Annotated in this window: 17 protein-coding genes, 3 pseudogenes and 1 riboswitch; of the genes and pseudogenes, 4 read left to right on the forward strand and 16 right to left on the reverse strand. The window is 48.9% G+C overall.

Going from position 1 to position 19034, the window contains the following annotated elements:
• Positions 1 to 52: 52 nt before the first annotated feature.
• Entirely contained in the window at positions 53 to 1699 is a 1647-nt protein-coding gene (locus DW965_RS11000; RefSeq protein WP_243036619.1) for a recombinase family protein, read from the forward strand.
• A gap of 103 nt (positions 1700 to 1802) precedes the next feature.
• Here DW965_RS11000 and rpsI read toward each other — a convergent pair whose 3' ends face one another.
• From rpsI to DW965_RS11060, 12 genes and pseudogenes are all read right to left on the reverse strand, one after another.
• Positions 1803 to 2195: a 30S ribosomal protein S9 gene (rpsI, locus tag DW965_RS11005; protein ID WP_055219853.1), complete on the reverse strand. Its 393-nt coding sequence runs from the start codon at positions 2193 to 2195 to the stop codon at positions 1803 to 1805.
• 17 nt (positions 2196 to 2212) lie between these two features.
• Positions 2213 to 2641 carry a 50S ribosomal protein L13 gene (rplM, locus tag DW965_RS11010; RefSeq protein WP_055219851.1) on the reverse strand — a complete coding sequence of 143 codons (429 nt, stop codon included), beginning with the start codon at positions 2639 to 2641 and terminating at the stop codon, positions 2213 to 2215.
• Positions 2642 to 2855: 214 nt separating this feature from the next.
• On the reverse strand, positions 2856 to 3608 hold the full coding sequence (gene truA / locus DW965_RS11015) for a tRNA pseudouridine(38-40) synthase TruA (RefSeq protein ID WP_055226919.1): 753 nt from the start codon (positions 3606 to 3608) through the stop codon (positions 2856 to 2858).
• 24 nt (positions 3609 to 3632) lie between these two features.
• Positions 3633 to 4433, reverse strand: coding sequence for an energy-coupling factor transporter transmembrane component T family protein (locus DW965_RS11020; RefSeq protein WP_055265741.1), 801 nt, complete (start codon positions 4431 to 4433; stop codon positions 3633 to 3635).
• Positions 4427 to 5311, reverse strand: a complete 885-nt coding sequence (locus DW965_RS11025; protein WP_119198395.1) for an energy-coupling factor transporter ATPase — start codon at positions 5309 to 5311, stop codon at positions 4427 to 4429. Before DW965_RS11025 ends, DW965_RS11020 begins: the two co-directional genes overlap by 7 nt.
• Positions 5302 to 6147: an energy-coupling factor transporter ATPase gene (locus DW965_RS11030; protein ID WP_119198401.1), complete on the reverse strand. Its 846-nt coding sequence runs from the start codon at positions 6145 to 6147 to the stop codon at positions 5302 to 5304. The genes DW965_RS11025 and DW965_RS11030 overlap by 10 nt, the downstream gene beginning before the upstream one ends.
• 4 nt (positions 6148 to 6151) lie before the next feature.
• Positions 6152 to 6808, reverse strand: a complete 657-nt coding sequence (gene yihA, locus DW965_RS11035) for a ribosome biogenesis GTP-binding protein YihA/YsxC (protein WP_256372854.1) — start codon at positions 6806 to 6808, stop codon at positions 6152 to 6154.
• Positions 6792 to 9118, reverse strand: a pseudogene (lon, locus tag DW965_RS22160) (endopeptidase La). The gene yihA and the pseudogene lon overlap by 17 nt, the downstream one beginning before the upstream one ends.
• Positions 9119 to 9139: 21 nt before the next feature.
• Complete coding sequence (gene clpX, locus DW965_RS11045) at positions 9140 to 10435, reverse strand: ATP-dependent Clp protease ATP-binding subunit ClpX (RefSeq protein ID WP_117509624.1); 1296 nt, start codon at positions 10433 to 10435, stop codon at positions 9140 to 9142.
• A gap of 108 nt (positions 10436 to 10543) precedes the next feature.
• The gene (gene clpP, locus DW965_RS11050; RefSeq protein WP_022461349.1) at positions 10544 to 11125 is read right to left on the reverse strand and encodes an ATP-dependent Clp endopeptidase proteolytic subunit ClpP; all 582 of its coding nucleotides are present in this window, start codon (positions 11123 to 11125) and stop codon (positions 10544 to 10546) included.
• 24 nt (positions 11126 to 11149) lie between these two features.
• Positions 11150 to 12435, reverse strand: a pseudogene (gene tig, locus DW965_RS11055) (trigger factor).
• 144 nt (positions 12436 to 12579) lie between these two features.
• Positions 12580 to 13131: a DJ-1 family glyoxalase III gene (locus tag DW965_RS11060; protein WP_055219893.1), complete on the reverse strand. Its 552-nt coding sequence runs from the start codon at positions 13129 to 13131 to the stop codon at positions 12580 to 12582.
• Between the two features lie 235 nt (positions 13132 to 13366).
• Between DW965_RS11060 and DW965_RS11065 the strand changes: the two genes are divergently transcribed.
• Entirely contained in the window at positions 13367 to 13822 is a 456-nt protein-coding gene (locus DW965_RS11065) for a CYTH domain-containing protein (RefSeq protein ID WP_022461346.1), read from the forward strand.
• Between the two features lie 180 nt (positions 13823 to 14002).
• Here DW965_RS11065 and proC read toward each other — a convergent pair whose 3' ends face one another.
• The 3 genes from proC to DW965_RS11080 form a co-directional block, all read right to left on the reverse strand.
• The gene (proC, locus tag DW965_RS11070) at positions 14003 to 14800 is read right to left on the reverse strand and encodes a pyrroline-5-carboxylate reductase (protein ID WP_117760472.1); all 798 of its coding nucleotides are present in this window, start codon (positions 14798 to 14800) and stop codon (positions 14003 to 14005) included.
• A 211-nt stretch (positions 14801 to 15011) separates the two neighbouring features.
• Positions 15012 to 16019 (reverse strand): ABC transporter substrate-binding protein, encoded by a 1008-nt coding sequence (locus DW965_RS11075; RefSeq protein ID WP_118640316.1) that lies wholly within the window; start codon positions 16017 to 16019, stop codon positions 15012 to 15014.
• 176 nt (positions 16020 to 16195) lie between these two features.
• Complete coding sequence (locus DW965_RS11080; protein ID WP_117801967.1) at positions 16196 to 16327, reverse strand: diguanylate cyclase domain-containing protein; 132 nt, start codon at positions 16325 to 16327, stop codon at positions 16196 to 16198.
• 147 nt (positions 16328 to 16474) lie between these two features.
• On the opposite strand from DW965_RS11080, the gene DW965_RS11085 reads away from it, so the two are divergent.
• Positions 16475 to 17431 (forward strand): ketopantoate reductase family protein, encoded by a 957-nt coding sequence (locus DW965_RS11085; RefSeq protein ID WP_118640315.1) that lies wholly within the window; start codon positions 16475 to 16477, stop codon positions 17429 to 17431.
• 21 nt (positions 17432 to 17452) lie between these two features.
• Positions 17453 to 18429: pseudogene (locus DW965_RS11090) on the forward strand (Gfo/Idh/MocA family protein).
• Between the two features lie 60 nt (positions 18430 to 18489).
• Here DW965_RS11090 and DW965_RS11095 read toward each other — a convergent pair.
• Complete coding sequence (locus DW965_RS11095) at positions 18490 to 18663, reverse strand: response regulator (RefSeq protein ID WP_117760475.1); 174 nt, start codon at positions 18661 to 18663, stop codon at positions 18490 to 18492.
• A gap of 156 nt (positions 18664 to 18819) precedes the next feature.
• Positions 18820 to 18931: riboswitch (TPP riboswitch) on the forward strand.
• Positions 18932 to 19034: the final 103 nt, after the last annotated feature.

A 19034-nucleotide genomic window follows, 5' to 3' on the forward strand; every position in this document is an offset into this window, starting at 1 on the left:
TCCAATATACACAACGGTACTGTCGGCTGACCAACCACCGAAGGAGGATATTATGTTGGATCAGCAGAAAATTACCATTCTCTATTGCCGTCTGAGCAACGAGGATGCCCAGGAAGGCGAGAGTAACAGTATCGCAAATCAGAGAGAGTATTTAACCCGATATGCCCGTGACCACGGGTATACAAACCTGAAAATTCTGGTGGATGACGGTTATACGGGGACGAACTTCAATCGTCCCGGTGTGCAGGAAGGCTTTGAGCTTGTCAAGCAGGGGCTTGTGGGCTGCTGGCTGGTCAAAGACCTCAGCCGCTTTGGTCGTGACTATCTGACTGTTGGACAATATACGGATATTATCTTTCCGAGTTATGATGTCCGCTTTATCGCTATAAATGATGGCGTAGACAGCAACCGGGGAGACAGCGAGGGCTTCGCCGCAATCCGTAATCTGTTCAACGAGTGGTATCCCCGTGATACCAGCAAGAAAGTCCGTGTCAGTTTGCGGCAGAGAGGAACCAGTGGGAAGCACATGGGCAAACCGCCCTACGGATACCGCTGTGACCCGGAGGACAAGGATCACTGGATTCTGGATGAAGAAGCGGCTCCGGTAGTCAAGCTCATCTTCGACCTTTGCATTGACGGCAAAGGCCCGGAGCAGATTGCAAGGATTCTGGAAGAAAAGCAGATTCTGACCGCAAAGGCACTCTATGCCAAGCGAAAGAAAAAGCCGATGCCGGAAAGACCGTACCACTGGGGCAACCAGTCCATTGTAGGGATTTTGGAACGGCAGGAGTACACAGGCTGTACCTGCAACTTCAAGACTTATTCCAAGTCCTACAAGCTGAAAAAGCGGATTCCCAATGAGCCGGAGAATATGTTTTATCTGCCGGACACACAGGAAGCGATTGTATCTCAGGCACAGTTTGACAGGGTGCAGGAACTGAGGAAAAACAAACGCCGCCCCGCAAAAGCGGAACGGCAGGGATTGTTCTCCGGGCTTCTGTTTTGTGCCGATTGCGGCGGCAAGCTCCACTTTGCCACAAGCAAAAGCTTTGAGGGCAAGCAGGATCACTACGTCTGCAACAACTACAAGAGCAACCGTGGTACTTGTACTGCCCACTATATCCGGGAAGATGTGCTTCGTGAAATCGTTCTGGAACGCATCCGGGCAGTCAATGAGTATATCCGAAGCGATGTGGACGGTTTTCAGGAGGAATGGCTGCAATGCCGCAGGACTGACCAGGAGCGCAGCATCCGGGATGACAAAAAGAAGCTGGAACAGGCAAAGAAACGCCTTGCCGATCTGGATGTCATCATCTCCCGGCTGTACGAGGACTATGTTCTTGGAAATCTCAATCAGGACAGATACAGAAAGATGTCTGCGGACTATGAAGCCGAACAGGAACGGTTAAAGCTCGAAATTGAAGTTATCGAAGAATGGGTGGAACAGCGGGAAGGAATGAATGACGGTCTGGATGCCTTTATCGCCCTGACACAGAAATATGTGGATGTGGAGGAACTGACACAGACCATCGTGAACGAGTATATCAAGAAGATCGTTGTCTATGCCCCGGACAAGTCCAGCGGCAAGCGCAAGCAGAAAGTGAAGATTTTCTTCAACTTCGTGGACGATGTAGATATTCCCGTTATTTCCGAGCCTATTGTCACACAAACAACCTATGAACGCAGAAAAACGGCGTGACCTTCGGGTCACACCGTTCTCTGCGACAAAATAGTTACTTGTCACTATTAAGCCTTGATTTTCCGGGGTTTTTGAACCATTTTGATATAGTCTGAGCAGTCGATTATCGCTTGCTGAACTGCGGAGCGCGACGTGCTGCTTTGAGACCGTATTTCTTACGCTCTTTCATTCTAGGATCACGAGTCAGGAATCCTGCTTTTTTCAGAACTGGTCTGTAGTCGTTGTCTACAGTCAGAAGGGCACGTGCAACACCGTGACGGATTGCTCCTGCCTGTCCTGTGTATCCGCCGCCGTGAACGTTTACGATCACGTCAAATTTATCAGCGGTCTCTGTAGCTGCCAGAGGCTGACGAACGATAACTTTCAGGGTCTCCAGACCAAAATACTCATCGATGTCTCTTTTATTGATGGTAACTTTACCAGTTCCCGGTACAAGATATACTCTTGCGATAGATTTTTTTCTTCTTCCGGTTCCGTAATATTTTGCGCTAGCCAATGTTCTTTACCTCCCTATTAAAATGTTAATACTTCTGGTTTCTGAGCTGCATGAGCGTGCTCTGCACCAGCGTATACGTGAAGTTTTGTGAACATCTGTCTTCCAAGAGGTCCTTTTGGAAGCATGCCTTTCACTGCAAGTTCAACAACCTTCTCCGGTTTCTTAGCCATCATCTCACGAAGAGTAGCTTCTTTCATTCCGCCTACATAATCGGAGTGGCTGTAATAGATCTTCTGATCCAGTTTTTTACCGGTTACTGCTACTTTATCAGCGTTGATTACGATTACGTAATCACCAGTATCTACGTGCGGAGTGTACTCCGGTTTGTTTTTTCCACGTAATACTTTTGCTACTTCAGATGCCAGACGTCCTAATGTACATCCTTCTGCATCAACAACATACCATTTTCTTTCAATCTTATCTGGATTTGCCATAAAGGTGTTCATGGATATAACCTCCTGTGAAAAATTCAATTTACTGTTTCATGTATATAGGAAACCGCCTTACCGGGGCTTATGGCATCGGCGTTTTCAAACTACGTCACACATTTAGTAATTATATTATACGGATTTTGGAATGTCAACTGTTTTTTACCCATATTTTGCATTTTTTCGCAAACTGCGAGTCCCGTTTCGCGGGAAATACAGACCACTTATGTCTTTACTCGAAATCCCATTCGGGATACCGGATCTGCACCAGGGTCAGCCCCTCCGGCCTTGCCGTTGCTCCCGCCATTTTTCGATCCTTCGCCGCAAGGATTTCTTTTACTTTCTCCGGCGGATAATCACCCTTTCCAACCTCAAGCAGTGTTCCGGTGATAATCCGCACCATATTGTAGAGAAAACCGTTTCCGGTGATCCGGAAGCGGATCAGATCGTCTTCTTTTTCCAAACTCGTTTCATAGATCGTACGGACCGTGTCGGTCACCTCCGGTTTGGCTGTTGCAAAGCTTTTAAAATCATGCATGCCAACCAGATACGATGCTGCCTGCCGCATCGCATCCACATCCAGCGGGCCGTACCAGAAATAGGAATTCAGTCTCCGCGTCGGATCCGCAAAGGTGCGGTTCAAAATCCTGTACTCATATGTTTTGACTGTTGCGGTAAAACGCGGGTGAAAGTCTGGCGGCACTTCGGATGATCCCTGAATACGGATATCTGCCGGAAGCCGTGTGTTGAGTGCAAAAGCGATACGGTCCGCCGGCATTCTCGCATCCGTATCAAATACCGCAACATTGCCGAGAGCATGTACCCCGGCGTCGGTCCGGCTTGCGCCGATGCAGGCAATTTTTTTCGCAAAGAGATCGGAAAGAGCCTGATTTAATACTTCCTGTACTGTAATGCCGTTTGGCTGCACCTGCCATCCACAGTAATTTGTGCCGTCATACGCTACAATCAGCTTAATTCTGCGCATTCTTCTCCTCCGTTTTCGTCAAAGTCAGAGTCCGCACACGCGAAGGCCGATACTGCACACAAGGTATGCCATAAGAACGCCATACGCTGCATAATCGCGCGTCTGATACCGAAGCGGTTTCATCTGTGTTCTTCCCTCTCCTCCATGATAGCAGCGTGCTTCCATCGCCAGCGCCAGATCATTTGCACGGCGGAAGGCTGAAATAAACAGCGGCACCAGAAGCGGCACCATGTTCTTTACTCTCTGGATAATATTTCCGCTCTCAAAATCCGCGCCGCGCGCCATCTGCGCTTTCATAATCTTGTCTGTCTCTTCCAGAAGAATCGGGATAAAACGGAGCGCGATTGACATCATCATGGAAATCTCATGCACCGGCACATGGATTTTTTTCAATGGTCCGAGCAGGCTTTCGAGTGCATCCGTCAGCTGGTTCGGTGTTGTCGTCAGCGTCATCAGCGAAGAGCCGATCATCAGGAAAATCAGACGCACCGACATACGGCATGCCATAGCCACACCCTCACGGGTGATCGTAATTTTCCAGATACGGACGAGCACCTCACCCGGCGTAAATAAGATGTTAAACACCATCGTAATCGCGAGCAGCACAAAAATTGATTTCAGACCCTTCGTGATAAATTTGAACGGTACCTTCGACAGTTTAATCATCACCGCAAGGAATACGGTTCCAAGCAGATAGCCCCAGTTGTGGAACAAAAAGAGGGAAACGACATAAACGATCGTTCCTACAAATTTCACACGCGGGTCAAGCCGGTGCAGAATGGAATCTGCCGGGTAATACTGTCCCAGAGTAATATCTCTTAACATACTTCTGCTCCTTTTTTCCCGTTTTTCTTCTGACTTTCCAGTGCCGCAAGAATCGTATCGCGTGCCTCCTCAATCGTCGTCGCCGTTACGTCCACGTCCATGCCGTGTTCCTTTAGCGCATGCATAATATACGTCATCTGCGGCGCCGCAAGACCGATTTTCTCCAGTTCTTTATAGTGGGCAAAGACTTTCTTCGGAGTATCGTCAAACGCCACATGACCGTGGTTCATGACAATAATCCGCTCTACGTATTTTGCAATATCCTCCATGCTGTGCGATACGAGCACAACCGAAATGCCGCGCGTCTTATGCAGCAATGCAAGCTGATCGAGGATTTCATCGCGTCCCTTCGGATCAAGGCCTGCAGTCGGCTCGTCAAGCACCAGAAAATCCGGGTTCATGGCAAGCACACCGGCAATCGCAACACGACGTTTCTGACCTCCGGAGAGTTCAAACGGCGATTTTTCATACATTTCCTTTGGAAATCCGACATGATCCAGTGCCTCTTCCGCCCGTTTTCTGCATTCCTCCGGTGAAAGTCCCTGGTTTTTCGGACCGAAGCAGACATCTGTGATCACATCCGTCTCAAAAAGCTGATGCTCCGGGTACTGAAAAACCAGTCCCACATGGCTTCGGAGCTCTCTTAGCGGATATCCTTCTTTCCAGATATCCTCTCCGTTATACAGCACCCGTCCCAATGTCGGGCGGATCAGACCGTTCAAATGCTGCACAAGCGTCGATTTTCCGCTTCCCGTATGGCCGATAATCCCAACAAACTGGCCATTCGGAAATTCAAGATTGATATGCTCCAGGGCGTGCATTTCATATGCCGTTCCCGGGCTGTATGTGTACGTTACATCTTCAAGTTTCAATGACATAATGCATTCACCAGTTCTTCAATGGTCAGAATTCCCTCCGGGAGATCTACACCACTTTTTCTCAATTCATAAGCCAACAGTGTCACTTGGGGTACATCGAGACGGAGCTCTTTTAATTTTTCCACCTCGGAGAAAATCTCCCGTGGTGTCCCCTGCATTACCAGCTTACCGCTGTCCATAACGAACACACGGTCCGCAAAAACAACCTCTTCCATGTAATGCGTAATCAGAATAACCGTAACGCCCTTTTCTTCATTCAGCTTACGCACAGCGCGAAGAACCTCTTTTCGTCCGTTCGGATCCAGCATCGCGGTTGGTTCATCAAGAACAATACATTCCGGCTGCATAGCCATCACTCCTGCAATTGCAACCCTCTGTTTCTGACCTCCCGAGAGCTTATTCGGAGAGTGGGCCCGGTATGAAATCATCCCGGTCGCCGTAAGGCTTTCCTCCACCCGTTTCCAGATTTCATCGGTCGGGACACCGAGGTTTTCCGGTCCAAAGCCGACATCCTCTTCCACCACATTTCCGATGATCTGGTTATCCGGGTTTTGAAATACCATGCCGGCTTTCTGGCGGATCTTCCAGACATCCTCCTCATCTGTCGTCTTCATGTCGTCCACCCACATGGTGCCTTCCGTAGGCACCAGCAGCGCGTTGATATGCTTCGCGAGCGTTGATTTTCCGCTTCCGTTATGCCCGAGCACCGCGATAAACTGTCCTTTCTGGATTTCCAGACTGACATCCTCGATCGCTTTTGTTACTTCCGGCTCCTGTCCTTCCTCCTCGTAACGGAGGTATTCATACCCAAGGCCTGCCGCACGTATCATACCCATGACATTATTCCCCGCTTTCTTCTGCATCCGAGCGGATTTCATCAATCAGATTCCAGATCTCCTCGCGTCCCTGTTTTGTCTCTGCAGAAAACGGAATCACAATCGTATCTTTCTCAACCTCCAGCGTCTCGCGGATCAGCTTGATCTGCTTCTGAAGCTGGCTGCGCTTGATCTTGTCCAGCTTCGTCGCAATGATGATCGGCTGATAGCCGTTTCGAAGAATCCAGTCGTACATGATGCGATCGTTGTTGGACGGTGCATGACGGATATCAATCAGAAGAAATACTGCATGCAGCATTTTCGACTGATGCAGATAATCCTCGATCAGCTTGCCCCATTTTGCTTTAACCTCCTCGGAGGCTCTCGCAAAACCGTATCCCGGCAAATCCACCAGATACATTTCCTCATTGATGTGGTAGTAGTTGATCGTCTGTGTTTTTCCCGGCTGCGCACTGGTACGCGCCAGTGATTTCCGATTCATCAGGGCATTGATGAGAGAAGATTTTCCAACATTGGATTTTCCCGCAAATGCCACTTCCACCTGACCGGTATCCGGCAGTTTACTGGTGATTCCGCAGACATGCTGCAGCTCTACCTGTTTAATTACCATACTTTTCTTCTCCTGTTTTTTGTATCTTCTGGCCTTACTTCTTTTCCACAAGTGCCAGTTTTAATACCTGTTCCATGCTGCCGACAAATTCGATCTGCAGTCCGTCTGTGATCTCCGCATCCAGTTCTCTTACATCCGGCTCATTTTTCTCCGGAACGAGAACCATATGGATACCGGCTTTCTTTGCCGCCAGCAGCTTCTCTTTTAAGCCGCCGATCGGAAGCACACGGCCGCGGAGCGTAATCTCTCCGGTCATCGCAACGTCTGCTTTTACCGGAACCTTTGTGATCGCGGAAACCATCGCCGTCGCCATCGTAATACCGGCAGACGGGCCATCTTTTGGAACGGCTCCCTCCGGAATATGAATGTGGATGTCGTGTTTCTCGAAAAATTCTTTCGGAATCTCATACTGCTCTGCCACGGAACGAATAAAGCTGATGCCCGCCTGCGCAGACTCCTTCATCACATCGCCGAGCTGGCCGGTCAGCAGAAACTCTCCTTTTCCCGGCATCACATTGACCTCGATCTGCAGCGTATCGCCGCCGACTGCCGTCCAGGCAAGACCGCGCACAATACCAATCTCCGGTTTTTCGTTGGCCGGCTGGAACTCATACCTCTCTTTTCCGAGGAACTCTTCCAGGTTTTCTTTCGTCACAACAACCTCTTTTACCTGTTCCTCGAGAATCTTTCTCGCGCTCTTTCTGCAGATTCTGCCGATCTGGCGCTCCAGGGAGCGGACACCGGCCTCTCTGGTGTAGCCGCTGATCACTTCCATCAACGCCTCATCCTCGATCACAAGCTGTGCTTCTTTCAGACCGTTCGCCTTCTTCTGCTTCGGAACGAGATGTTCTTTTGCGATATGGAACTTCTCGTTTTCCGTATAGCTTGAAATTTCAATCACTTCCATACGGTCCAGCAGCGGACGCGGAATGTTCTGAATATCATTTGCGGTTGCAATAAAGAGCACCTCCGAAAGGTCGATCGGAAGCTCTACGTAATGATCGGCAAATTTATTATTCTGCTCGGAATCGAGGACCTCAAGAAGTGCGGAAGAGGTATCTCCCTTGTAATCTGCACTTACTTTGTCGATCTCATCGAGCAGCATCAGCGGATTTTTCACCTTCGCCTGATGGAGTCCCGCCGCAATGCGTCCCGGCATCGCGCCGATGTAGGTTCTTCTGTGGCCGCGGATCTCCGCCTCATCCCGCACACCGCCGAGACAGATGCGGACGTATTTTTTATTCAGGCTCGCGCCACGCTTCTCGCAATCGAGGTCTTACCGGTTCCCGGAGGGCCTGCCAGGCAGAGAATCGGGCTCTCGCCTTTCTTCGTCAGGGTGCGTACGGCCAGGAATTCGAGGATTCTCTCTTTTACTTTCGAAAGACCGTAGTGATCTTCCTCCAGAATCTCGCGTGCTCTTGCCAGATCTTGATTGTCACGGGATGCCTTATCCCACGGAAGCCCCAGCAGTGTCTCGATATAGCCGCGGATCACGCCTGCCTCGGACGGATTGCTGGCCGAATTTTCCAGACGGTGGATCTCCTCGGAAATCCGCTCTTTTACCTCTTTGGAGGCTTTGAGCTTCTCAAGCTGCTTCTTATAATTTTCAATCTCGGTCCGGGAATTGTCCTCGCCGAGTTCCTCGCGGATGACTTTAAGCTGCTCGCGCAGAATATAATCACGCTGGTTCTTATCGATCCGCTCTTTGATTTTTCCCTGAATCTCCGAACGGATCTCCTGAATCTGAATCTCGTTGGCGATCATGACGCAGAGCGTATCATACCGCTCGGAAAGCTCCACAGCCTCCAGCAGTTTCTGGCGGTTTACGTAGTCGAGGGGCAGATTCATGCAGATCTGGTCCACCAGCTTTCCGACTTCTTCGGTTCCGAGGATCTGGCCTGCCAGTTCCTTGCTGACTTTCTGCGTCTGCTCGCAGTAGACGGCAAACAGCTCTTTTAAGTTGCGCAGCATTGCCTCCTGCTCGATATCGGAAAACTGCATTTCGTCCGAGCCGGTAAACAGCGCCACCTCGGCGCGGAGATACTCGCTCTCCTCTTCCTCGAAGTTCAGCAGTTCTGCACGTCTTTCTGCTTCTACGAGAATCCGCAGAACATCCTTTGGCATTCTCACAACCTGTTTGATGACCGCAATTGTTCCAATTTTATACACATCAAGCAGACCCGGTACTTCCGTATCCGGGTCTTTCTGTGTAATCAGGAAAATTTTCTGGTCTCTCAGCATCGCCTCCTCGACCGCACGGACCGATTTAGGTCTGCTGATATCAAAATGTACAATCATATCCGGCAGAATCGTCGTTCCACGCAGCGCAATCGCCGGTAATACTTTTGTCACTTCTTCCATTTAAGTTTCCTCCTGCGTTTTTCAGGCGGTTTCCGGTCTTCCGGATCTTCTTCCCATATTCCGCCGTGGAACAGGGGCCGGTTCGCCGTGAATAATCTCCGGCTCCGCCTTCTTTTCTACAGCGTCCTTGGTGATGACGCATTCTTTTGTCGTATTGTCCGACGGGATCTCATACATCAGATCCATCATCGTATCTTCCATGATTGCGCGGAGACCTCTGGCGCCTGTTTTCCGCTCCAGGGATTTCTTTGCAATCGCTTCGAGTGCATCTTCTTTAAAGTCAAGCTGTACGCCGTCCAGCTCAAACAGCTTCTTGTACTGTTTGACCAGAGAATTCTTCGGCTCAACCAGAATCTTCATCAGGGCCGTCTCATCCAGAGAATTTAACGTAACGACAATCGGCACACGTCCGACAAACTCCGGAATCAGGCCGAACTTGGTCAGATCCTGCGGCATGACCTGACGGAGCAGATCTCCGACATTCTCATCTTTTGCATGGCCGATCGGATTGTTGAATCCGATGGATTTCGTATCCTGTCTCGTCTCGATGATCTTCTCGAGTCCTTCGAATGCACCGCCGCAGATAAAGAGGATATTCGTCGTATCAATCTGAATAAACTCCTGATGCGGATGCTTTCTTCCGCCCTGCGGCGGAACGGAAGCTACAGTTCCCTCCAGGATTTTCAGCAGTGCCTGCTGTACACCCTCGCCGGAAACATCTCGTGTGATCGAAGCGTTTTCGGATTTTCTTGTGATTTTATCGATCTCATCGATGTAGATGATGCCGTGCTCAGCGCGCTCGATATCATAGTCTGCTGCCTGAATGAGGCGGAGCAGAATGTTTTCTACGTCCTCGCCGACATAACCTGCCTCGGTGAGTGCCGTTGCGTCTGCAATTGCAAACGGAACGTTGATCAGTTTGGCCAGTGTCTGTGCCAGATACGTTTTTCCGGAACCGGTCGGTCCGAGCATCAGAATGTTGCTCTTCTGCAGTTCGATGTCGGAGGATGCACCGGAAAGCACTCGTTTGTAATGGTTGTAAACAGCAACGGAGAGCACTTTTTTCGCCTCATCCTGTCCGATTACGTAGTCATCCAGAAATGCTTTGATTTCCTTTGGTTTGATCAGGTTGATCTCGTCGGTATCCTGCTCGCCGTACAGATCCTCAAATTCTTCCTGAATGATCTCCGAGCAGATTGCCACGCAGTCATCACAGATGTATGCCCCGTCCGGGCCTGCGATCAGCTTGCGTACCTGGTCTTCTGTCTTTCCGCAGAAAGAGCAGCGGATCTTGGTATCATTCCCTTTTATAGCCATCGTTTTCTTCCTTTCAACATATTACAACTAAACCTTATCGCCGGATAAGGCAAAAGGTGCCACAAAAGCCTCATTGCCGGAACTACGCTTTTGGACACCTTTCCTCTCTTATCGGTTCGTAATTACATTATCAATCAGACCGTATGCTTTTGCTTCCTCTGCGGACATGTAGTTGTCACGCTCGGTATCGATCTCAATCTGTTCCAGCGGTTTTCCTGTATTTGCCGCCAGAATTTCATTTAATTTCCGTTTGGTTTTCAGAATCTGTTCTGCAACGATTTTGATCTCGGTTGCCTGACCCTGTGCACCGCCGGATGGCTGATGAATCATGATTTCAGAGTTTGGCAGAGCCATTCTCTTTCCTTTGGTACCGCCGGCAAGAAGGAATGCTCCCATGCTGGCAGCCATACCGATACAGATCGTGGATACATCACATTTGATGTACTGCATCGTATCATAGATAGCAAGTCCTGCGCTTACAGAACCTCCCGGGCTGTTGATATACATGTGGATATCTTTTCCCGGATCTTCAGACTCCAGGAACAGAAGCTGTGCAACGATCAGGTTTGCCGATACGTCAGTGACTTCCTCTCCCAGAAAAATAATACGGTCGTTCAGCAGTCTTGAATAAATATCGTAACTTCTCTCTCCCCTGCTTGTCTGCTCGATGACATAAGGTACAAAACTCATTCAATTGCCTCTCTTTCCGAGGTCTTACGCCTCTTTTGCGCTGTCGGCCATGAGAGTTACTGCTTCCTGAACAGCGAGATCTTTCTTCATCTGCTCTTTCTCATATTCGCCAACGAGCTCTTTGAATTTATCCAGCTCCATTTTGTACATTTCAGCCATTTTAGCCAGCTCTTCGTCCAGCTTCTCATCGCTGATCTGGATGTTTTCTGCTTCTGCAACTTTCTCAAGTACCAGTCTGCTCTCGATTCTCTTAACAGCCTGCGGTTTCATCTGCTCTTTTAAGGAATCAACGGTAGCGCCTGTAAACTGCATGTACTGCTCCATGGACAGACCCTGGGACTGGATTCTTCTTGCGAAATCGTCAACCATGTTCTCTACCTGCGTATCGATCATAGCTCCGGAATCTCCATTGTTGCGTTCTCTACTGCTTTATCTACGACAGCGTTCTCTTTTTCTGTCTTAGCCTGCTCTTCTTTTTTCTTGGTCAGGTTGTCTTTGATTTCTTTTTTGTACTCATCCAGAGTATCGAACTCGGAAACGTCTTTTGCGAAGTCGTCATCAAGTGCCGGAAGCTCTTTTGCTTCGATTTTGTGGATGGTGCATTTGAATACTGCTGCTTTTCCAGCAAGCTCTTCTGCCTGATAATCCTCTGGGAAAGTAACGTTTACTTCCTTCTCCTCTTCCAGAGCTGCGCCAACGAGCTGCTCTTCGAATCCCGGAATGAAGGAATGGGAGCCAAGGGTCAGCGGATAATCTTTTCCAGCGCCGCCGTCGAACGGAACGCCGTCTACAGAACCTTCGAAGTCAAGTGTAACGGTATCTCCGTCTGCTGCCGGACGATCCTCTACATTGATGGTTCTTGCATTTTTCTCCTGCTCTTTTTTCAGCTCAGCTTCTACTTCTTCATCTGTAACGGTTGTGTCAGCTTTTGCTACTTCCAGACCTTTGTACTCGCCAAGGGTAACTTCCGGTTTTACTGCTACAGTTGCGGTAAAGATGAAAGCTTTGCCTTTTTCGATCTGCTCTACGTTGATCTCCGGACGGGATACGATGTCCAGTTTGCTCTCTTCTGCTGCTTTGGAATACTCTTCCGGAACAAGGCTGTTTACAGCATCCTCATAGAATACTGCCGGGCCATACATTTTTTCTACCATAGCTCTCGGAACTTTTCCTTTACGGAAGCCCGGAACGCTGATGTTCTTTTTCTGTTTCTGGTAAGCTTTCTCCAGTGCTTTCTCTAATTCTTCAGCCGGAACCTCAATGGTAAGTTTGGCCATATTCTTTTCTAAATTTTCGACCTGTACACTCATTTTATCAATTTCCTCCTTGATTTATCTGAAAAGCGGCAGAAAACCTGCACACCTCTCCATTCTACAGTCATTTATCGAGTATAGCATACTCTTTTCAAAAACGCCAGTGATTTTTTTATATTTCTGTGGTTTTTAGGCTTTTTTTTAGCAATGAAATACGATTTTTTCCGCCATTTCTTTTGCTTTGTCCTCTCCCTGCAGAACACGGATCAGCTCCAGTGCGAAGTCAGTGGCTGCTCCCATGCCGCGGCCGGTGGTCACATTTTTGTCGGTGACTGCCGGTACATCGAGTACGTTTGCGCCTGCCAGCTTTTCTTCAAATCCCGGGAAGCAGACAGCGTTTTTATCTTTTAAGATGCCCATCACACCAAGGATGCTCGGCGCTGCGCAGATGGCTGCCAGTTTCTTTCCCTGATCGTCATAGGAACGGATCAGCGCTGCGAGCGTCTCGTTTCCGGCCAGATTTAATGTACCCGGCATTCCGCCCGGAAGTACCAGCATGTCTCCGTCATCAAACTCTCCCTCTTCGATGGTTTCATCTGCAAGAATGGTGATTTTGTGGGATCCTGTTACTTCTTTTCTTCCCATAATAGAAACGGTGCATACGTCTTCTCCGGCTCTGCGCAGCAGATCCACCGGGGTCAGTGCCTCAATCTCTTCACATCCGTCTGCCAGAAATACATAAATCTTTGCCATGGTTTTGTCCTCCTGTGTTGTATGATCAGTCTCGTGTGTTTTGTCACGTGATATTCTCTGCTTTTCTTTGTAACAAACCGCCGCTATTATACCACATTTTTCCGCAGAATGCTTGCATTTCATAAAAATTTCAGGACTTTTTTCGCAAAAAGCCGGATTTCGCTTAACATCACGGGAAAAGCATGGTAAACTCTTGAAAAAAGCAGTGATGCAATCACGAGAAGGAGTCTCTTTTATGGAAATCGAACGCAAATACCTTCTGGATCAGCTTCCGGAAAATCTTACAAGCTATCCATGTAAAAAAATCGAGCAGGGCTATCTTTCCACCGAACCGGTTGTCCGCATCCGCCGCTCTGACGACGAATATTATCTGACCTACAAGTCAAAAGGGCTGATGGTGCGTGAAGAGTATAATCTTCCGCTCACAAAGGAATCCTACCTGCATCTGCGGGAAAAGGCAGACGGCGTTCTCATCTCAAAAACACGCTATCTGCTGCCGCTTACCGGAACGGATCTGACGATCGAGCTCGATGTCTTTGATGCGCCGTATGAAGGCCTTTACCTCGCAGAGGTGGAGTTTCCGGACGAAGCATCCGCAAACGCCTTTGTTCCTCCGGTATGGTTTGGAAAGGATGTAACCTATTCTTCCGATTATCACAACAGTACGCTCAGTAAAGGAAAAAAACTATAAATTACCAGAAAAAATCCCGGTGCCTTTTCCACGGCTGCCGGGATTTTTCCGCTCGTTTGTTTTTTTACTCTTTTTTGTGCTTGCTTTTTGCTTGTTTTGGTTTGTTTTTTTGTGCATACATTCTTTATTTTGCTGCTTTCACATTAGCGTCATTCTGTCAAAGCGGCGGTGCTGCTCCTTCTAATCCACTCCCTTTGATTTCCGGATGCAGGCTCGTGTTGCATCAATAACAGCACTTCTCAGTTTCTCCCGCTCCAGTACGGCAACCGCTTCGATGGTGGTTCCGCCTGGCGAGCAGACCATGTCTTTTAATTCTCCCGGGTGCATTCCTGTCTCGAGAAGCATTTTGGCGCTTCCAAGGACAGACTGTGCAGCAAATTCATATGCCTGTTTTCTCGGCATTCCTTCGGCTACGGCCGCATCTGCAAGAGCCTCCAGGAAAAGAAATACGTACGCCGGCGAGCTTCCGCTGACACCTGTGACGGTATCCATCAGATACTCCGGAACAACTTCTGCGCGGCCAAAGCTTTTCAGGAGGGTTAAAACGAGCTGCAGCTCTTCCTCCGTCACGAGATCATTGGCACAGACGCCGGTCATTCCTTCTCCGACGAGTGCTGGTGTGTTTGGCATGGTGCGAATTAACTTTGTTGGTTTTCCGATTTCTGTACCCAGCCATTGTAAAGACTTACCGGGAAGAATCGATACGATAATCTTCTCGGGTGAGATGAAGTTTTTGACGAGGTTTATTATATTTTTTATTTGGTTTGGCTTTACTGCCAGGAATACAAGATCGGATCCGGCTACGACCGCTTCGTTCTCCGTAGTCGCCTGGACTCCAAACTGGTTGGTCAAGCGTTCCACACTTTTCTCCGTGCGGACCGATACCAGAATGTCATCTGCAGATACAACTCCTTTTTGAATCATTCCGCCAATCATGGCACTCGCCATGTTGCCGCCGCCGATAAAACCTACTTTCATGTCTGTTCGCCTCCGTATGCCTGTGTTGTAAAAAATATATGCGACATCCATAGTATGCAATAAAATTTACTTTTTTGCAATACTTTTTCTCTATTTTTCTTCTTTTCTTTTGCAATTTTCTTTATTTTTTTCGAATGAAATGTCGCTGTTTGTCGACGAATGTCGAAAAGTGTCTTTTTCTGTCTTTTTTCGCTTTTCTATTCCGCCGGAATCAGCCTTTGGCGGCGGCCTCTTCGGCGTATTTTGTTGTCACGAGTGTCTTGTACGGTGCCTTTTTCTCCAGCTCTCCCGCCTGCTCCAGAATCTCCTGCAGAAGATCAAAACTTTCTTCCTCAAAGATCAGATTTTCTTTCCACGTATCCTGCTCATAGTAGCGGCGCACGATCGCGGTGATGGTTTCCAGCTCGGTTTCTGCAAACTGCGGCGCAATCACTTCTGCAATCTCCTCCGGTGTGTGCGTCTGCACGAAGTCCATTCCCTTCTGCAGTGCCTTCGTGAATTTTTCTACGGTTGCGCCGTGCGTTTTCAGATAACTCTGTTTGACGCTGTACGACGTATACGGCACATACCCGGATTCCGTTCCGACCGATGCCACGACATAGCCGTCGCCCTTCTGCTCGAGCAGTGTCGCGGACGGTTCAAATTCAATCGTATAATCCCCCTGCCCGCCGGAGAACGCGGCAGCTGTGGAACCAAAATCGATGCTCTGGTTAATGTTTACGTCTTTTTTATCAATCCCTTTCTGCGCCAGAACATACTCAAAGACCATTTCCGGCATACCGCCTTTTCTTCCCCCTAATACCTCTTTGTTTTTCAATTTCTCCCAGGTAAACGAATTGTCTTTCTCTCTTCCCACAACAAAGTTTCCCGCCCGCTGCGTCAGCTGCGCGAAGTTCACAACCGGGTCTGCGGTTCCCTCGAGGTACGCGTAGACGGTTGCCTCCGCCCCCATAAACCCGATATCCGCCTCGCCGGAAATCATCGCCGTCAGCACTTTATCTGCACCAAATCCTGTCATCAGCGTCAGATCAATGCCCTCGTCCGCGAAATACCCCTCCTCAATTGCCACGTACTGCGGGGCGTAAAAAATGGAGTGGGCAACCTCATTTAATGTCACCTGCTCCACTTTTTCTTTTGTCTCATCTTTTGCCCCGCATCCCGCCAGCGTCACTGCCGCCATTGCCAGTACAAGCGCACCTGTCAGCCATTTTCCTTTCATCAACAGATTCTCCTGTTTTTTCATTCTAACCTTAGAATATGATTTCCCGGTAAAAATGCGCGCAAAAAACAAAGGAGAAATGTTCGAATTTCGTTTCTCCTTCGTTTCTTATTTCTTCTCTTGTTTTTCTTTTGCCTTCTGTTCTTCTTTCGTCCGGATTTTGTCTTCGTACATTTTCAGATCTGCCTCGTGCAGCAGGTCGGAGGCGGAACGACCTTCCGCAGGAGCTTTGCAAAGTTCAGGATCATGATGTCGCCCATCTCGTGGCCCAGCGTATCGTTGACCTTTTTCAGATCGTCTGTCACCATCCAGTTATTCTGCTCCGCGGTCCAATAGCTTCCGTCAACACATTTAGGCTTCCTTTTCCGAAATTTTCTATTTTGAAAAACAAATTGAGGATCTCCGCAAAATTTGTTATAGTAAGGGTAATTCAAATAGTTACAAAGGAGGCTATTATGATAATAAAATCAGTTGCTGTTCTGGGCGCCGGAGCGGTTGGGTCTTATGTAATCTGGGGGCTTTCGGAGAAAAAGGACATCCGGCTTGGCGTTATCGCGTCCGGGGAACGGGCGAAGCGTCTGAAAAACAAAGGATGCAAAATTAACGATACGGTTTATCACCCGGAGGTATGGACACCGGAAGAGGCACACGGCGTGGATTTTCTGATCGTCTCGCTCAAATACGGCGCACTGCCGGGGGCTCTTGACAATATTACTGCCGTTACCGGCGAGAATACTGTGATCATGAGTCTGATGAACGGCGTGGACAGTGAGGAGATCATCGCGGAAAAAGTCGGTGCGGAGCATCTGCTTCATGCTGTTATCAAAGTAGCTTCTCATAAAGAGAATGACGGCTACGTTTTCAACCCTGAGGCGACGCTCGGCATCATTTTCGGCGAAGTTTCGGCGCCGTACGACAGTGAGCGTGTGCAGGCTGTTCTGGATCTGTTCTCCGGCACAGGGCTGCATTACCGGGCAACCGATTGTATTTTAGAGGAAATATGGAGCAAATTCCGGCTGAATGTCTGCAATAACCTGCCGCAGGCTATTCTCGGTGCCGGGGTCGGCTGCTACCGCGACAGTGTACATATGAAGGCGATCAGCGACGGACTCCGCGCAGAACTGATGGCGATTGCGGAGGCAAAGGGAATTGATATCAGCAAGGCGGATGTCTCCTCGGGACGCGGAAGTGCGGTTCCGCCGACGGCGCGCTACTCGACGCTCCAGGATCTCGATGCGGGACGCCATACGGAAATTGATATGTTCTCGGGTGCGCTGATCCGCATGGGAAAAGAGCTTGGAATTCCAACGCCTTACAATGAATTTACGTACCATATGATCAAAGCACTGGAAGAGAAAAACGACGGACGGTTTGACTACAGCGGAAGCGAAGAACCGCTCTGGGCGAAATAGATACGATAGGAGAATCTCACGATGAAAGAAATCAAATGGGCTGTACTCGGATGCGGTGTGATTGCAAATGAAATGGCGGTCGCACTGCAGAAAAACGGAAAGAATATTTACGCAGTCGGCAACCGGACCCATGAGAAGGCGGCTGCTTTTGCGGAGAAATATGGAATTGGAAAAGTTTACGATGATTTCCATGAGATGTTTACCGATCCGGAGGTCGATGTCATTTATATCACGACGCCGCACAACACGCATCTTGGCTTTATGAAAGAGGCGATTGCCAATGGAAAACACATTCTCGTTGAGAAATCGATTACGCTGAACAGCGACGAGCTCGACGAGGCCATAGCGCTTGCAAAAGAAAAAGGTGTCATCATCGGAGAGGCAATGACGATTTACCATATGCCGATCTACAAAGAGCTGAAAAAAATTCTCGACTCCGGCCGTCTCGGCAGAGTCAATCTGATCACGATGAACTTCGGCAGTTTCAAAGAGTACAACATGAAGAACCGCTTCTTCAACCGGAATCTCGCAGGCGGCGCGATGCTTGATATCGGCGTATACGCACTCTCCTTCCTCCGCTGGTTCTTCGACTCCAAGCCGGATCAGCTCCTTTCCCAGGTAAAGCCCGCTCCGACCGGTGTGGACGAGCAGGCCGGCCTCCTTCTCACCAATCAGGAAGGCAGATGGCAAGTGTGATGCTCTCTCTCCACTCCAAACAGCCGAAACGCGGCATGGTTTCCTGTGAGAACGGATTTATCGAGATCATGGAGTACCCGCGTGCCTGGGAAGCAAAAATCACAGACGCTTCCACCGGCGAATCCGAAATCATCAAAGCCGGTGACAACGCCGATGCACTCGCCTATGAGCTCGCCGACATGGAACGCGCCATCAATGGAGATGCATCTGCCATGCACCTCGACTACACGAAGGACGTCATGGATCTGATGACCTCCTTCCGCAGAACCTGGGGCTATACGTACCCGGAGGAAGAAAAATAAGATTCGCACATCAAAAGCCCCTGCCCGGCACACATCAGATGCCGGCAGGGGCACTTCTTTTCACCTGCAATACTCTGCAATTTTCTTTTTCAGTAATTCCGCATCAATCGGCTTTGCGATATGCACGTCCATGCCGGCCTCTTTTGCGGCCTGCCGGTCTTCAACAAAGGCGTTGGCGCTCATGGCGAAAATCGGAATGGAGGCGGCATCATCACGTCCATGACTTCCACGCATATTTTATACTTCATTTTACGCTGATATTATTTTCTCTGTCAACCCAAATAACATTACATTTCCAATATTTTGCATGTCTTTTTTATTTTTCTGAATTTTTTTAAAATCTTCCGTTTTTCTCTTGCACAATTGTTTTTATGCGTATATAATTGTCTGCAGAAAGCAAAGGGGAGCTCGCGTGCGAAGCGGGCTGAGAGTAGGATGCATCTCCTAGACCCTGAACCTGATTTGGGTAATGCCAACGTAGGGAGATACGATATGCACATTTTCTGCAGATATACCTCCACGTATATCTGCTTTTTAATCTCTATGAACACATCATCAACAGGTTCTTCCAGTACCACAAGGGAATTTGCTTCTGCAAAAATACT

Source organism: Blautia sp. AM47-4 (assembly GCF_003479865.1).
Taxonomy (GTDB): domain Bacteria; phylum Bacillota; class Clostridia; order Lachnospirales; family Lachnospiraceae; genus Fusicatenibacter; species Fusicatenibacter saccharivorans.

What these genes read in the sequence shown, in the direction of transcription:
- DW965_RS11025 (WP_119198395.1), bottom strand. Translation starts at nt 5,311, where the DNA reads ATGTCATTGAAACTTGAAGATGTAACGTACACATACAGCCCGGGAACG.
- DW965_RS11000 (WP_243036619.1), top strand. Translation starts at nt 53, where the DNA reads ATGTTGGATCAGCAGAAAATTACCATTCTCTATTGCCGTCTGAGCAAC.
- clpP (WP_022461349.1), bottom strand. Translation starts at nt 11,125, where the DNA reads ATGAGTTTTGTACCTTATGTCATCGAGCAGACAAGCAGGGGAGAGAGA.
- DW965_RS11080 (WP_117801967.1), bottom strand. Translation starts at nt 16,327, where the DNA reads ATGGTGACAGACGATCTGAAAAAGGTCAACGATACGCTGGGCCACGAG.
- DW965_RS11030 (WP_119198401.1), bottom strand. Translation starts at nt 6,147, where the DNA reads ATGGGTATGATACGTGCGGCAGGCCTTGGGTATGAATACCTCCGTTAC.
- DW965_RS11095 (WP_117760475.1), bottom strand. Translation starts at nt 18,663, where the DNA reads ATGCGTGGAAGTCATGGACGTGATGATGCCGCCTCCATTCCGATTTTC.
- DW965_RS11085 (WP_118640315.1), top strand. Translation starts at nt 16,475, where the DNA reads ATGATAATAAAATCAGTTGCTGTTCTGGGCGCCGGAGCGGTTGGGTCT.
- truA (WP_055226919.1), bottom strand. Translation starts at nt 3,608, where the DNA reads ATGCGCAGAATTAAGCTGATTGTAGCGTATGACGGCACAAATTACTGT.
- DW965_RS11060 (WP_055219893.1), bottom strand. Translation starts at nt 13,131, where the DNA reads ATGGCAAAGATTTATGTATTTCTGGCAGACGGATGTGAAGAGATTGAG.
- rplM (WP_055219851.1), bottom strand. Translation starts at nt 2,641, where the DNA reads ATGAACACCTTTATGGCAAATCCAGATAAGATTGAAAGAAAATGGTAT.
- proC (WP_117760472.1), bottom strand. Translation starts at nt 14,800, where the DNA reads ATGAAAGTAGGTTTTATCGGCGGCGGCAACATGGCGAGTGCCATGATT.
- DW965_RS11075 (WP_118640316.1), bottom strand. Translation starts at nt 16,019, where the DNA reads ATGAAAGGAAAATGGCTGACAGGTGCGCTTGTACTGGCAATGGCGGCA.
- DW965_RS11065 (WP_022461346.1), top strand. Translation starts at nt 13,367, where the DNA reads ATGGAAATCGAACGCAAATACCTTCTGGATCAGCTTCCGGAAAATCTT.
- clpX (WP_117509624.1), bottom strand. Translation starts at nt 10,435, where the DNA reads ATGGCTATAAAAGGGAATGATACCAAGATCCGCTGCTCTTTCTGCGGA.
- DW965_RS11020 (WP_055265741.1), bottom strand. Translation starts at nt 4,433, where the DNA reads ATGTTAAGAGATATTACTCTGGGACAGTATTACCCGGCAGATTCCATT.